Origin of the sequence: Phocaeicola sp. RTP21198st1_B8_RTP21198_201120 (assembly GCF_040929485.1) — a bacterium.
Taxonomy (GTDB): domain Bacteria; phylum Bacteroidota; class Bacteroidia; order Bacteroidales; family Bacteroidaceae; genus Phocaeicola; species Phocaeicola dorei.
On sequence record NZ_JBCOCI010000051.1, the window covers coordinates 9,484 to 25,416 of the forward strand.

Genomic DNA, 15,933 nt, shown 5'->3' on the forward strand with positions numbered 1-15,933 from the left:
ATTTCTTCATATTTTTTCTCCTCAAATCTGCTTTTTTCAAAAACACATCTACATTCAATCGGTAGTTTGTCTATTGCCATACGGATTTCATGCTCCAATTCACGTTCCAATAATATTCCCAAAGGATAATTATCTGACTGCAAATACTTTTCTTCAGACATCTCTTCCGGTACTAGAACTGAAAATGAAATTTCCTTTTTTTCAGATCCAGATTTCAGATAGTCTATACAACGATTACGAACGGCCTTTATCAGATAACTTCTAATAGAAATAGTAATGTTTAAAGTTTCTCTGATTTCCCAAAGGTGAAAAATTACATCTCCGACTATAGTTTCCGATAAAAAATTATCGTTCAAATATTGATTTGCTACATGACACAAAAGAACATAATGATAATCATAGATGTATTTATAAGCATCTTCGTTGCCATTTTTCAGTTGTTCTACTATCAGTTTCTCTGTGTTTTCCATTTTATTTCTTTTGGAAAAGGAATAAAGTTAACGGGAACAAATTTAGAAATTAATTCTGAGTAACCTTATAAAAGTGCAAAAAACAAATCCGTTAATCTTATTATCACACCTTAAATGGTTACAATAAAGACTAACGGATTTCCCTATTCTAGTTTTACAAACTATATCCAACACCTCAGATAAAACGAATCTGAATCATCCCTCCATAAGGATTAAAATCGAAAAGAATCTTATCAGCATCCTTCTTTAGAAAAAGCTTTTTCCCATCTTGCCTAATCTCCGAAACTCTATTTCCCACAGATTTCAATACCATAGTCAGTGGTTCCGTAAATAATTGTGCATTCATATCCAAATGAGGAGTTATGTTATAGCCGTTTTCTTTTTCTAGCACATTCAAGCGAATTTTTTCTCGTTCTTTTGTATAGGCAGCCACCTCTCTAAATGTACCCACCCATATTTTATTTTCCAGAGCCTTTACCTTACTAAAATGTTCCCACAATATTTCGGGATTCAGAAAAGCATCATATCCTTGCGATATTCCATGTATCATTGCCACTCCCCATCTACCGGAGTTTACCAAGCTTTCCACCCATTTATCTAAAGACTCAGGAGTTGATTTCGATTTATCTCCCCCGATGGGATATTGTTCGGTACGTGTACCTACCCTGTTCTTTGAAGTTATTTTTAATATATCACTATTAACAGCATTGAAAGGATAACAGAATGTACGCGGTATTTTTCCTGTTTTCTCATAAAGTATACTGTCATTCTTCTCTACTTCCATTTTTACTTCCTCCAAAGAAACACGCTTTAAATTCGTATGTGACCAGCTATGACTGGATATTTCTTGCCCTTTGTCACTCATCTCTTTAATTTGCGCCCACGACATTCTCGGTTTTCCCTGCATAGCACTTTCATTCTCTATACATTTACCCCATATCCAGAAAGTACCTTTAAAGCCATATTTTTCCAATTTAGGGAAAAGCAACGTATAGTGTTCCTGTAAACCATCATCAAATGTATAACTAATAGCACATACTCTGTCACCCTTATAAGGTGCCACATAAACATCTTGTGTGAACCCGTTATCCCTGATCTCAGCCCCTGTCTGTTTCACCAATTCTATTCGAGGCGATGATTCCGGCATAGAAACATACTCTTCATATACTCCCGGACGGACAAGTATAGATATTGTTTTCTTGCCACCACCAACTGCCGCATTCACTGCTTCCTGAACTGTAAAGAAATCCCCACTCCCATCTTTCGCCACCACATAATCATAACGTCGCACATATTTTGCCAAAGCCGGCACTTCTTCCATCAAAGCGTCCACAACCAACCCGGCAACTATACGTCCACCATATATATTCAAGTGAGTATTATCAATTTTCCCTTCCGGACAAAATTCATATTGTCCTGCTGGAATCCACATAAACAATTTTCTTGAATTCTCGACTCCCATACCGGTAACCAAGTCATGGGTCAATTTATTCAAATCAATAAAAGGTACATTCATTTCTCCGGCCACCCGACGGGGAGATTCCAGATATTCCCCATGGGTATCAACCAATACCGGACCTTCTTTTTCATAACTACCCTTTATCTCCGTCACACCTTTAGGAGGGAAATTACGACGGACTATAGAATTGAACAGTACAGGATTTCCTCCCTTAGCACGTGTTTCATTCACAAAACGTCTTAAATTATCATCAAAGGTACTTCCGGGTTCTGTATGTAATGTGGCTCTAGGTTTCTCATCATTATGCCCGAACTGAATAAATACATAATCACCTTTATGAATTTTAGAAAGCACTACATCCCAACGTCCTTCATTGATAAAACTGAGTGAACTTCTTCCATTCATAGCGTGATTATCCACCACAACCTCTTCCGTAAAATATCCGGGAAGCATTTGTCCCCAACCACACTCTATATTACCATTCTTCAGACTTTTATTCGCCATAGTGGAATCACCAATCATAAAAATAGTAATGGGTTCTTTTCTCTCAGCAATAAAAGCCGATAACAGGAGTAAAGCACATAAAGCAAGTAATACTTTTAATTTCATGTTTTTCATATACATTTTATAAGTTAAAAGATTCAGGCAAAAGTAAACAAGAACAAGAAAAGAAACCATAAAAAATGATACAAGAATATAGAAATTTGTTCAAAATCAATAGCTCAATTACTCTTTCAGTAAATAAGAACTAATAAAAAAATGTTCAAATAACATTTATTTGCCATTTGAACATTTTTTCAATCCTTCAAAGTTCACATCGAAACATAGGAGGTTCTCCCAAATAAACAAACTCTTCCAAAAAGACAAAAAAATGAATGTCCAACTGTCAGAATGATGCAGGCAAAGAAAGTAATTGATACATCAATGTATGTGCCATACGTTCTTGACCATTGGTATTAGGATGCAAACGATCATACCCCGAATCATAGAAATAAATAAGTTGTTCTTCAATCATCGGATTCATACCTGTAACCGAATTAAAATCTATTACAGGAACTCCCCACAAATTACCTGCTTCCTTAATGGCCTGTACATAAGCATCCACATATTCTCCGCATTTATTCTGATAGCTTTCATCCGGTTGTACATTCTTTTCGCCGAATTCCGCTAAAGAACGATGCAATGGGGTCAACAAAACAATTTGTTTATCGGGAAACAATTTTTTCAAATGACTCAAACCAATATTAATACGGCCTTTATACGTATCATTCGTCATTATAGGAACACGCCTTTTACGCGTTTCCAGTTTTTTAGTTTCACCACGGGCAGCCATCACCTGCTCTTCTTTCTCTGCAAACCAAGTCCCGACAGGTACGCTGCTATTAAAATCATTTGTCCCCATCAAAACCACGATGGCATCAACCTCTTCTCCATGCTCCTTTTTCAATTGTTCTGCCTGACGGGGTACATCATTCCATTGACGTCCACTCACTCCATACACATAAGGAGTGATATCCAACCATTCTTTCAAAAAATCCCAATACTTTTTTATGTTATCTCCATAACAATTGGGATCAGTTATCGAGTCTCCTATATAACCAACCTTTTTTCCATACCATGGATGCCGGATATAACCTTTATTACATGATTCTTTTCCACAGAGAGACGTTTCCTGTCCGTGTAACAGCAACGGACACGCTAATAAAAGAGCAAATACAATAAACTGTCTGTTTTTCATAAGCAACTATTATTTTTTCAATCAGTAAAGTGCCATCAAAGATATAAAATAAGAAATAGAAAATAACCATCACAGACTTTTATTTTCGTTTGTCCTCCTCTATCATTCATAAGACAAGAAGTTCGAAAGGTTATAATAAACAAAACTTTACACTTTTAGATTCATTTGTTAACAAGATACGACATATTTATAAAGCATGTTATAAAACGGCGAAATACAGACTAGAAACTTGCTATTATAAATAAAGTCCGTATCTTTGTAGTGTGTTTTTCATAGTATTAGATTTAAGGTTAACAAAAGATTGGCTGTCTGGGATAGATAGCCTTTTTTTATGCTTTAAAACAGGAGAATTTCTTCATAAAAAATTCAATATCTCAACAATCGCTTCTTCAAATTCTACCCAACCGAACACAACAAAAGTCAATAAGAAAAAGCAATACGTATATCTATCCATCGAGGCAATTTATGAACTACCTAGTCTTAACTAACGTTTATCCTATATATTTTTGGATTTATTTCAATAAAAGAAGACACTCTCATCACTGAGAATGTCCCCTATATTTAAACGAAACTTTAAAGAGAATTTATATATTTCAAATCTTATCTTCTATTCCACCATACTCGTTGCTCACGGCTATCATCACCATTCAAATCTGCTTTCACGGCAGCTTCATAATTTTCAAGATTACCTTGATAAATTTCGCTATCAAATTGATGGCGATAAGGAATATGATCAATCGTTGTACAAACCGGACCGACTTCTAGTTTCGGAATATCAAAACGACGCCAGTCAGACCATGCCTCAAAACCATCAGCCATAAAGCCACTAATCCAGCGTTGAAGAGCAATTTTGTTAATTTTATCAGCATCAGTACCTGTATAGGCAACTGCTTCCTGTGCCAAATATTCATCAACACCTTCGGCCCCCCATTGTTCGAACGATGCCTTCACACCAGCTGCATAAAGCTGGGCAGGATCAGCCTGAATCCAGCCACGTTGAGCAGCCTCAGCCTCGATAAGCAACATACGAGCAGCAGTAATAATGGGAAAAGTAGAGGTTACCTGTGTGAGCGAAGGATTATAAAAACAGCAGACTTTGTTCCACGTATTCACATCTGCAGACTCAATACCCAAAGGCATACCTTGGTATTTATCAAAATTCTTCAAGTCTTCATCCGTTACGCCCGCCTCTGCCTGTGTCTTACCGAAAGGAATCAGTGAACAAGTAGAGAACAGACGGTTATCTTTCAACTCCTTCAGCTGATCTACATAATACTTATTAGGGACAAAATTATAATTATTGTTTACACCATTATAATATAAATATCCCACAGTATTGGCCTCAAAAGTATAATTCAAATTATAGGCATTTTCTTCAATACCGCCATCGGCGTAAGCTTGAGCAAAACGCGAGCGTCCTTCGGCAGGATCCACATCTGCCAGTTTTATAGCAAGCATCATACGGGTAGAAGCATTCAGTTTCTTCCATGCACGAATGTCACCATCGAACAGGATGTCGGCTGTACTCAACGAGCCACTTTCATTAAACTGATTATACGCTTCCCTCAAATCGGCATCTAACTTAGCATAAATCGTTTCCTGTGAATCAAATACCGGAGTAAAATTTTCCTCACCTGCCTGAAACGCTTCTGTATAAGGAAGTGGCCCTAGAGCATCTGTAAGGTGCATATAGATGAATCCCATCAATGTACGTGCAACCGCAATCTGATTGGCATTATCACCAAACTGTACAATGGCAGGTTTACCTTTTTCAGCCTCATCACTATTAAAGTCAATAATCTTCTCGCAGTTCTTCAACGGATAAAGATAATAAGAACTTGTACTCATAGTAGGTCCGCCAAACGCACCATACTGATTATTATTTTTCTCGGACATATACCCCGGATACATTTGCGTCCACGGGTAATAATAATTTGAGTTCATAGAGAAGTATTTCACATAAGTACAAGCGTATGTAAACAACATACCAGTATTAGCCTCCGACGGTTCATTGGGATCTTTGTTAATATCGCCAAAGTCAGTCATATCACATGCTGTGAATGTTGCTGCAAAACTCAGAGATAAAAATAATAATTTAATATATTTCATAATGATTCTTCGTTTTATGGTTTAAAAAGCAAGATTAACGGTAAAACCTATCGAACGGGTTGCAGCGGCATTACCACCCTCAAAATATCCCATACCAATTTCAGACACATCCACATTAGGACAAGCTGAATAGATCAACCATGGATTGGAAGCATTAATTGCCACACTGGCACGACTCAAACCGATATTTAGTTTCTTCAAAGTTTGTGACGGGAACACATACGACAATGACACTTCGCGAAGTTTCACGTAAGTACGGTCATACACCCATTCTTCCCATACACGGGAAGCTGTGGTATAATACAGTTTGGCATTGACATAGGTATCTACCTTATTACCATCCTGATCCACACCAGTCATGTGGATACCACCACCTTTGCTTACCGGTTCACGAACATTGACGCCACGGTCATTAAGTTCAGCTGTTTTATCAAGAATACCGCTACTGCTACCCCACATATTAGTATAGGATACAATCTGACCGCCTACAGAGAAATCAATATTAGCCGACAGACGGAAATTCTTAAAACTGATACTAGTATTAAAACCACCTGTGAAATCCGGATGGAAGTTACCCAGTTCATCTAGTGTATTCTGATTGTAAGTAGGTACATATTCACCACCATACAACGCCTTCTGCGAGGCACTCAGTTCATGGAAAATTATATTGCCATTGTCATCACGTTCCCATGTATTACCGGTTATCACACCAAGTGATTTACCAACCATAGCATAATTATACAAACGAGTTGTGAATGAAGTCCAATAAATAGAGTAAGAATCCACCCCATCAGCTAGTTCCACCAGTTTATTGCTATTCTTCGCTATATTGAAATTCATTTCCCATTTCCAGTTCTTAGTGGAAACGGGCATCCCGCCCAAACTCAATTCAACACCCCGATTACGAATTAAACCAGCATTCATCTTACGAGTGGAGTACCCCGATTGTGGAGCAGAGGTTACAGAGATTATCTGATCTTTGTCATCCCGAGTATAATAGTTGAAATCACCCCATAAACGATTATTGAACAAACGGAATTCCGTACCTATTTCATACGAAGTGGAAATAGACGGCTCAATATTATAATTTTTCTGAGAAGAAGGTTCATACATTGTAACATGTGAACCATAACTGGTATCTAGAGAATAAGTAGGATAAATATTATAAGCATCAAGCGTAGTACCTACCTGAGCCGCACTAGCACGCAGTTTCCAGAAATTCAGCCATTCTGCATTCACCCATTTATGAGCAAGGACAGAAGCGGAAAGGCCACCATACCAATAGCTATTGTGATTAGGACTCAACGTAGATGACATATCGTTACGGACAGAAGCATCAAGAAAATAAGTATCATCCCAGCCCATAGTAGCTGTGGCATAAACACTACGTTCCTTGTAATGTGTCTTCTTATTATAGGCCAAGGCAATAGTACCCGATGAAGCAGCCAAATTATAATAATTATCCAAAGACAAGTCATAATTTGTATTGGTATATGCATATAAATTATCGTATGTATAGTCACGTACTTCTGCAAAAAGAGCCGCATCTACCGTTAGTTTGTCTTTAAAGAATGATTGTCCCCAAGTCAAACGTCCTTGTACGGTCAAATCAATTAAACTGCTTTGATCCTGACGATAATTTGACCGGAAATTAATAGATCCTGAAGGACGTTCGCGTTCCAATTTGTAACCACGTATGTTACCATTTACGCGTACCCCTGCTTTCAAGTTATAAGGAAGGTCCACAGACACATCACCACTGAATACATTCCATTGATAAATGGTGCGATGATTATATTCATGAAACAAAGCATACGGATTATCATGGAATGCAGCACTTTGGTTATTCACACTGTTGATATTCCAAGTCCTCCATGATCCGTCCGGACGTTTATAGTCCTTATAATCTTTTAAATTGACATTGGTCTGTCCCCATTGGGTATATTCCTGCAAAACGGTACGTGAACCGTTATATCCACTTTCGGCAGCATTATGATCTTGACGATAAGTATATTTATAATCCAATGACACATTCATCCACGGTGTGGGTTTGAAATTAGTCTTGAACCCTAAGAAACGGCGAATAGCGTCCGAATTGGGTTGCACACCAGTACGATAGCTATTGGTGAAAGAAACACGGGTATTAAAATCTTTCACACTCTTTGAAAACGAAACGTTGGTTGTATTGGTTACACCAGTCCGATAAAGATCTCTCAAATCCAACCCATGTTGCCAAGTGGCTGGTTTTCCATAATAATCACTGGTTTCGTCCAATGATAATGGAGTGACATATTTCACAGCCGGATCGTATGCAGCTCCCCAAGAAGTGTCCTCATTATAATCGTACACATAAGCACCTTGCAAACCGGGAATATCACCACTATACAAATCATAAATATCCTGAGCCCTGTTACCTTTTTCCGTACCTCCATATCCTCCGCCACCATACAGCTTCTGCATATTGAAATGATTATAGTAAGTTTCGGCCTGCAATGTATGACTTACTTCAAGCAACCCTTTCTCACTTTGTCCCGCCTTAGTAGTTATGATGATAGCACCTGCACCACCACGCGAACCATAAAGGGCAGTAGCCGCGGGACCTTTCAATACGTTTATGCTTTCTACATCATCCATATTGATAGAGTTTTTGTTGGTGATAGCACCATCTACCACATAAATAGGTTCATTGGCCGGATTATCCGACTGGGACGAAGAAGGAATGGAACCTGCACCACGCAAAATAATAGTACCTGCATCAAAACCTGAACTGGCACCACCTATAAAACGTGCTCCCGACACTTTACCAGCCATAGCATTACCCAAATCGGTCTGTCGTGAAATAGTCAAATCCTCACCTGCTACCTTTTGTGTAGAATAACCCAACGCTTTTTGTTTACGGTTCAATCCTTGAGCAGTTACAACCACTTCATCCAACACTTTTGTGTCCGACTTCATTGTTACAGTAATAGTACCACGCTGAATTCCAACTCGCTGAGTAATCATACCCAAATAAGAAACAATCAGCGCTTTAGCATCTGCAGGAACATTATTGATAGCAAACTTGCCATCCACATCCGTAATCGCTCCCATAGTAGTCCCTTCCACTAAAACAGACGCACCTATTATCGGCTCACCATCATCCGCTGAAGTTACAACTCCTGCAACTGTTTTAGGCGCTTGAGCCATAGAGAAGCCGATACCCAACCACAGACAAGCTAGTAACATTAACACTTTTTCTTTCATACTCACTCTCTTTTAATTAAACATTATCCAAGTTCTTTTGGAACTCAGTTCTACAAAAGAGGAAAATACAAGAATCCATTTCTTATAAAAAACGTCTAAATCTTAGTCGTTCCAAAGATATTCAACTGTTAAAAGAGTAATTTCACACAGGGAGCTAATAGTTAAAGAAATAAAAAGTAGCAGACTACTTTATTGGGAACAAGATATATAAAGAAGAAAATGATTACCAAAGAAAAAAAGTGATTTTCTTGACAATTTTCATGTATTTTACATCATTTCATACTCAAAATGAAATAAATACCCTACTTTTAACAAATATCGCAACTAAATAATACTTATGAATAAAAAATATTATAGACAAAAATAATAGCCTTATTCTTTTATTTTTAATAAAATTTTATATCTTTGCAATGTTATTGATAAAATGAGTTCCAAAAGAACTTATGCTTACCGTTCCCCCTCTATTCATTCAGTCCACCATACTTATATTATTTCTCCCTTTTACTTGATACACAATATATTATAACTATTTTTTTAGTCACTTTCTACTTATACTCTACCATTAGCATAATCAGCACTCTAAAAATCAGGCTATTATCTATTTAATATTCTATTTATTTTCTACTTATATGAACCATAAAACTATCAATCGTTTTTTTTATTACACAATTACAGTATTTATCAATCTACTAAATCCTAATCGGTCAAACTCGCAGGCGCGACCAAATAAAGGCTAACGGTTGATGTATCCTTCCACCTGACATACGCATATCAGCTAATATTTTCCATATCGGATGCCCTATCACACCATAATCACAGTACCCCACTATTTTATATAAATTATCATCTCCTATCCCCCACTGCTGCAAAGCTTCAACCAGTCCGGAAGTATTTCTGCGTTTTCCATCTACAGGAATAGAAGAAAAGGTCTCTTTCTCCGCAAAAATCCTCTTCTTTTCTGGAGAACAAAAAGAGGAGGAGTCCTTTTCATTTTTTTGCTCTGCTTTACTTTCCTCTGCTTTACTTTGTGACTTCATGTTTACATTTCCGGTTTTCATGTCCACATTTTCCGTTGAAATGCCTACGTTACTGCCGTCTACATACAAATTCTTGTATTTTGAAATCTCTATCAACAAGTAATCAGCCCGCACCTCTACACGCTTCCGTCGTTGTGCCGCCTCAAAATAATGGCCCTGTATGCTTTCCGAAGTAAGAATTCCAAATCTTTCGTATTGGACTTTACTAAAAAAGCCACGTTCCAATAGTGCATCCACCACTTGCTGTACATAATCGGCCGTACAGCCTTCGGGCAATCTGCGGGTAAAAAGCAGACACTCATCCTTTCCCCAACGGCAAAAATATCCTTTGTGGTAAATACGTGCCAACAAGCGCAATACAAGCAATGTAGCCCGACTGCCCAACTCTTGTTCCACCAACAATATTTTATCATTCTCGAAGAAATCCACACTCAGGTAGAAAAATTCCAATCCGGTTGTTTGTAATGCCATATCAATATTTTTTTATTTATGGCAAATATAGAAAGAAGCCCGGACGGAATGACGCGATTTGACGCGATTTGGCACAATAATACGCAATAATGCACAATTGATGCTCCACACACATCTTGAATAGCAACCGGAAAGATATAGACGATAAAGACGAAAGATATATTATCTTACATGGGTATCATTATAGATGTTACAATTTTATCAAATATACATAGAAACAGATAGATGTATACAAAAAAAAGAGAAACTGCCTCCAAAAGAAAACAGTATCTCTTTTTTATCTTATAAGATTCTTCCCTATTATTCTTCCGTATAACGTTCAATAGTCTGACCACGATCAGGACCTACCGAAACAATCTTGATCGGGGTTTCCAGCTGTTCTTCCAAGAAAGTGACATACGCATTGAATTCTTCCGGGAATTCATCCTCACTGGTCATCTTGGTCATATCAGTCTTCCATCCGGGAAGCTCCGCATATACAGGTTCCAACCCCTCGCTAATATCATAAGGAAAGTAATCAATTTCCTCACCATTTACTTTATAAGCCACACATGCTTTGATAGTTTCGAAATCATCCAACACATCGCTCTTCATCATAATTAACTGGGTCACCCCGTTTACCATGATAGAATACTTCAAAGCCACAAGATCAATCCAGCCACAACGACGTTCACGACCTGTCACCGCACCATATTCATGACCTAAATCACGGATTTTCTTACCAGTTTCGTCAAACAGCTCGGTAGGAAAAGGACCTGATCCCACACGGGTACAATACGCTTTCATGATACCGTATACATTACCAATTTTATTAGGACCGATACCTAAACCGGTACAAGCACCGGCACAAATGGTATTTGAAGAAGTGACAAAAGGATAAGAACCGAAATCAACATCAAGCATCGTTCCCTGCGCACCTTCACAAAGCACACTCTTACCCGACTTCAGAAGATTGTTGATTTCATGTTCACTGTCCACCAAATGGAACTGTTTCAGGTATTCAATACCCTCCAACCATTGTTTTTCCAGCTCGGTTATATTATATTCATAGTTCAGACTTTTCAAGATCTGTTCGTGGCGTGCCTTTGCTTCTCCATACACTTCTTCAAAATTATGAAGGATATCACCTACACGTACGCCGTTACGACTCACTTTATCAGTATAAGTAGGGCCTATACCTTTTCCGGTAGTTCCCACTTTGGCATCTCCTTTAGCAGCTTCATAGGCTGCATCCAGAATGCGGTGAGTAGGCAAAATCAAATGAGCTTTCTTTGAAATGTGCAAACGTTCTTTCAGGGGGTGTCCGCTAGCTTCCAAAGCTTCAGCCTCAGCCTTGAATAAAGCCGGATCCAGTACCACACCATTACCAATAATGTTTACTTTATTTCCTTGAAATATTCCGGAAGGAATGGAACGGAGCACATATTTCTGGCCTTCGAATTCCAGTGTATGGCCTGCATTCGGACCTCCCTGGAAACGAGCTACTACATCATAACGGGGAGTCAGAACATCGACAACCTTTCCTTTGCCTTCATCACCCCATTGCAAACCTAACAAGACATCTACTTTCATGTTTCTTCGTTTTATGTTACTTATCTTTTTTCTTCCTACGCTTGGCCCAAGTACACTTGCTGCATACACCATAGATATATAAGGAATAGTGCGAGGCATGAAATTTCTTCAGCTTCGTATTGGCAATGGCTTGTTTCAGATTCTCATCCTGAAATTCGGTCACTTTGCCACATTCCGTACATATCATGTGATGATGGGTTTCATTGTTGTACGCACGCTCGTACTGGGAAGAATTGCCGAACTGATGTTTAATAACCAATTTTGCATCGATAAAAAGAATGATGGTATTATAAAGAGTAGCCCGGCTTACCCGGAATTTCCCTTCATTTGCCATATAATTATAAAGCGTATCAATGTCAAAATGACCTTTAATGGAATAGATAGTATCGAGTATAGCATATCGTTCAGGTGTCTTCCGATGCCCGTTAACCTGCAGATATTCTGTCAAGATCTGCTTTACCTTATCTTTCACATTCTCTTCCATCACAGATTTCAGTTCCGCCGTCAAAGTTAAGCCTTTTTATGATAACATGAAAGTTTAATGCCAATATTCTGTTTCTAATTTTATTTCTCCAGCCAAAGAAGCTATTTCTACCTTATCTGATTTGGCTAATGGAGCCAACAATCGGTTCACCTTTTTGCCATTTTCTTTGCTTTGAACGGCAAACTTCTTCAAAGCAGTAGCAGCTGCTTTGCGGGGCAACACTCCCTCGCTTTGTAAAGTGGCCATTGCCTGATCCAAAAATTCAGCTTCCGAACGCTCAGTCAGCTGATTACCCTTCATCAATAGTCTTGCCATCAGCATAAAGCCGCATAACTGAAAATATTCACGATCATCGGCCATCCATTCGAAAGCCTTCTCCGAAGCATAAGGCAAATATTGGAACAAACTCATGCAAGTCAGTTCCGCTATTTCCGGATAGCGCATATCTTCTACCCATATATCAGCTATTTCCGGATAAAATGTTTCTACCGGCTGTAACATCCCCGCCAGAATTTTACATTCACGGATATTTTCTTTCCATAAAGCCTGCGCCACTTCATGATTTTTTTCATAACGAGCAGCTATTTCTTTCAAACGCGGAAGTTCGATGCCAAAATTCAGTTTATAGTCTAATCCCTTCTCGCGCATACTTTGGGAAGCCACCCCATTCATAAACAAACGGAATTGCCCCTTTATGTCTTTTATTGTTTCATGTACATCCATATTTTTTCTTATTCATTTCTATAAGGAAGATTCGCAAATTCTTTGCTATAACGTAACATCTGCTCCGCGTAACCTTCATTATAAGATACTTTTACATCTATAATATTTCCATCTTTATCTGTCACAGCCTCATATACAGGATTTACAAAACCTTTGTAAGGAGCCAAATGAAGTTTTTCATAACGTGCCAATATCTCGGCGTGCAAAACCGGATCTATTTTCACCGCATACTTTTCGACCAATTTACGGGCAGCCTCAAAATCGCCTTCACTTTTAATGCGTTGTATCTCAGCCAGCAACTGTCCGAACAGAGTGCGCAATTTTTGATAATCGTTTATCTTCACATACGTTTTTCCATCCTTCTTAACCATTTCAACCACCTTATCTGCAGCACCTTTCTCAAATGTCCACCGCGCAATGAGCTGGCGGTTACGCATGTGTGCTTCCTCTACCATATTACCTAACTCGATGCGGACTAACTGGGTCATCAGACCATTCATCATATAAGTATAATATTCTGCTTTAAAGGCATCTCCATCCGGTGTAAGCCCCAATTCTATCATTTTGTCATCCGGCAGATAGTACAAACCGAATAAATCGGCACGTGCCTCTTCTATCGTAGATCCATACGCTTTCAAAGCATCCTGATCTACTCCCGGTAACAACTGCCCAGAACCGTGTCCCAAACATTCATGCAAATCAGTATGTAAATCCCCTGTAAGATCTGCATATTTCTTTATCCATTCTTTCTCTTCGGCACCGCAAACAAATTCATCTGCAAATCCATTACCATGAGCCGCTTTATTATAGGCATCTGTCAGATTTCCGATGGTTACAGACTTAGAACCATGCACACTACGAATCCAGTTGGAATTAGGGAGATTAATCCCAATCGCCGTAGCAGGATACAAATCCCCCCCCAGCATAGCGGCTGTAATCACCTTGGCCGACACACCTTTCACTTCCTTTTTTTTAAACCGATGATCTACAGGTGAGTGATCTTCAAACCATTGGGCATTAGCGCTGATGATTTCCGTGCGCTTGGTTGCTTCCAGATCTTTAAAATTCACAATGGACTCCCAACTAGCTTTCAATCCTAACGGATCTCCATAACTTTCAATAAAGCCGTTAACAAAATCCACGCGTGAATCCAAATCCTTCACCCACGCAATAGAATATTCATCAAAATCCTTCAAGTCCCCGTTCTTATAAAATCGAATTAATTTTTCGATAACTATTTTTTGTTGTGCATCTTCTGCCACACCAAGAGCCTTATCCAACCAATAAATGATCTTATCAATGGCTTGCCCATACAATCCGCCAGATCTCCAGACCTTTTCTTGTACTTTTCCGTCCTCTTTCACTAAACGGCTGTTCATACCAAACATTACCGGCATCATATCATCCGGATTCTTCAAATTATGATAAAAATCTTCCGCTTCTTTCTGGGTTACCCCTTCGTAATAATTTGCAGCCGAAGTCAGGACCAAATCTTCCCCGTCTGCCTGATTCACACGTTTAGGCATCATTTCAGGATCAAAAATCACCGGAAAGACTTCTTCACAAAGTTCTTCCACTGTTTCCCCTTTACCCAAAGGCAACTTCAATGCATCCACACTATTCAATGCGTCTCTAAGAAATTCCGGAGTGAAACCTGGTACGAACTTATCCGAAGCATAATGATGATGAATTCCGTTAGAAAACCATATACGTTTCAGATAAGTTTCCAAATTGACGAAATTCACATCTGTACGATCTCCCTGATACTCTGTATATACGGTTTCCAACATTTTACGAATAAGCAAATTGTATTTGCCATTCTGATCAAACAAAATATCACGACCTTGCAAAGCAGCTTGTGACAAATAGTAAATCAACTCTTTTTGTTTCAAACTCAGTTCTTCAAATCCATACACTTTATATCGAAGTAACTGTAAGTCGGCAAATTGTTCAACCGTGTAATTAAATTCCTCCATTTTATTCATGCTCTTGTCTATTTCATTGCAACCAGCCTGTTTCATTTCTACAATCAACTTTTTTTCATAGATACATAATTCATGAGCCGAAATAAAAAAAGGAAAACAATTGTTTTCCTTTTTCTAAATTATAATGTAGCAAATTATGCTCTTACTTCTTTTCTTGATTTCTCTTACGATAGCCATTAGGAGTCTCACCCACATTCTTATAAAATGCAGCATAAAAAGATTGGCGATTAGCAAAACCTACCATTGCACTAATCTCTTCCACATTCTTATCCATATAGCGTTTATCAACTAAAAGATGCAAAGCATCTTTAATACGATATTCATTCAGCAAACAAGAATAATTCATTCCGAAGCGGGAATTCACTACAGCTGACAAATAACGAGTATTTGTCTTTAATTCTTTCGCCAAGTCTTTTGCTGAATAATTAGGATCTTTGTACTTTTTCTGAACAACTACAATGTTCAAAATCTTATCATACAATTCATCGGCAAGTTCTGCTCTAATCAGAGATCTGTAAGCAGCCTTTTTCTCTTTCTTTTCTCTCAGGTTATACGGCTTTTTCTTAGGAGCCGCTTCCTGGGTTTCTGATTTTTTTTCCACGTCGCTCATCAGTTAATTTTTCTTTTAATTTTTTGTTGTTT

The 15,933-nt window shown here is 38.4% G+C and carries 11 protein-coding genes; all 11 read right to left on the minus strand.

Annotated elements, in window-relative coordinates; all coding sequences use genetic code 11:
* A partial coding sequence (locus AB5935_RS16225) for a sigma-70 family RNA polymerase sigma factor (RefSeq protein ID WP_368327487.1) occupies positions 1–470 on the minus strand: 470 nt, incomplete at its 3' end.
* Positions 471–645: 175 nt separating this feature from the next.
* Entirely contained in the window at positions 646–2,538 is a 1,893-nt protein-coding gene (locus AB5935_RS16230; protein ID WP_038608735.1) for a pectinesterase family protein, read from the minus strand.
* Between the two features lie 277 nt (positions 2,539–2,815).
* Entirely contained in the window at positions 2,816–3,667 is an 852-nt protein-coding gene (locus tag AB5935_RS16235; RefSeq protein ID WP_007836707.1) for an SGNH/GDSL hydrolase family protein, read from the minus strand.
* Positions 3,668–4,267: 600 nt separating this feature from the next.
* Entirely contained in the window at positions 4,268–5,776 is a 1,509-nt protein-coding gene (locus AB5935_RS16240) for a SusD/RagB family nutrient-binding outer membrane lipoprotein (protein WP_007836705.1), read from the minus strand.
* A gap of 21 nt (positions 5,777–5,797) precedes the next feature.
* Positions 5,798–9,019 (minus strand): SusC/RagA family TonB-linked outer membrane protein, encoded by a 3,222-nt coding sequence (locus AB5935_RS16245; protein ID WP_007836703.1) that lies wholly within the window; start codon positions 9,017–9,019, stop codon positions 5,798–5,800.
* Between the two features lie 704 nt (positions 9,020–9,723).
* Positions 9,724–10,527: a DUF4373 domain-containing protein gene (locus AB5935_RS16250; protein ID WP_007836702.1), complete on the minus strand. Its 804-nt coding sequence runs from the start codon at positions 10,525–10,527 to the stop codon at positions 9,724–9,726.
* A 300-nt stretch (positions 10,528–10,827) separates the two neighbouring features.
* The gene (locus AB5935_RS16255; protein WP_007842241.1) at positions 10,828–12,099 is read right to left on the minus strand and encodes an adenylosuccinate synthase; all 1,272 of its coding nucleotides are present in this window, start codon (positions 12,097–12,099) and stop codon (positions 10,828–10,830) included.
* A gap of 16 nt (positions 12,100–12,115) precedes the next feature.
* On the minus strand, positions 12,116–12,607 hold the full coding sequence (locus tag AB5935_RS16260; protein ID WP_005841116.1) for a Fur family transcriptional regulator: 492 nt from the start codon (positions 12,605–12,607) through the stop codon (positions 12,116–12,118).
* A 30-nt stretch (positions 12,608–12,637) separates the two neighbouring features.
* The gene (locus AB5935_RS16265; protein ID WP_007836698.1) at positions 12,638–13,306 is read right to left on the minus strand and encodes a DNA alkylation repair protein; all 669 of its coding nucleotides are present in this window, start codon (positions 13,304–13,306) and stop codon (positions 12,638–12,640) included.
* A gap of 8 nt (positions 13,307–13,314) precedes the next feature.
* Positions 13,315–15,327: a dipeptidyl-peptidase 3 family protein gene (locus AB5935_RS16270; RefSeq protein ID WP_007836696.1), complete on the minus strand. Its 2,013-nt coding sequence runs from the start codon at positions 15,325–15,327 to the stop codon at positions 13,315–13,317.
* Positions 15,328–15,433: 106 nt separating this feature from the next.
* Positions 15,434–15,901: a helix-turn-helix domain-containing protein gene (locus AB5935_RS16275; RefSeq protein WP_005841109.1), complete on the minus strand. Its 468-nt coding sequence runs from the start codon at positions 15,899–15,901 to the stop codon at positions 15,434–15,436.
* Positions 15,902–15,933 lie beyond the last annotated feature (32 nt).

Coding starts and splice junctions, on each gene's coding strand:
- AB5935_RS16275 (WP_005841109.1), bottom strand. CDS start 15,901: ATGAGCGACGTGGAAAAAAAATCAGAAACCCAGGAAGCGGCTCCTAAG.
- AB5935_RS16230 (WP_038608735.1), bottom strand. CDS start 2,538: ATGAAATTAAAAGTATTACTTGCTTTATGTGCTTTACTCCTGTTATCG.
- AB5935_RS16235 (WP_007836707.1), bottom strand. CDS start 3,667: ATGAAAAACAGACAGTTTATTGTATTTGCTCTTTTATTAGCGTGTCCG.
- AB5935_RS16255 (WP_007842241.1), bottom strand. CDS start 12,099: ATGAAAGTAGATGTCTTGTTAGGTTTGCAATGGGGTGATGAAGGCAAA.
- AB5935_RS16240 (WP_007836705.1), bottom strand. CDS start 5,776: ATGAAATATATTAAATTATTATTTTTATCTCTGAGTTTTGCAGCAACA.
- AB5935_RS16270 (WP_007836696.1), bottom strand. CDS start 15,327: ATGAAACAGGCTGGTTGCAATGAAATAGACAAGAGCATGAATAAAATG.
- AB5935_RS16250 (WP_007836702.1), bottom strand. CDS start 10,527: ATGGCATTACAAACAACCGGATTGGAATTTTTCTACCTGAGTGTGGAT.
- AB5935_RS16245 (WP_007836703.1), bottom strand. CDS start 9,019: ATGAAAGAAAAAGTGTTAATGTTACTAGCTTGTCTGTGGTTGGGTATC.
- AB5935_RS16265 (WP_007836698.1), bottom strand. CDS start 13,306: ATGGATGTACATGAAACAATAAAAGACATAAAGGGGCAATTCCGTTTG.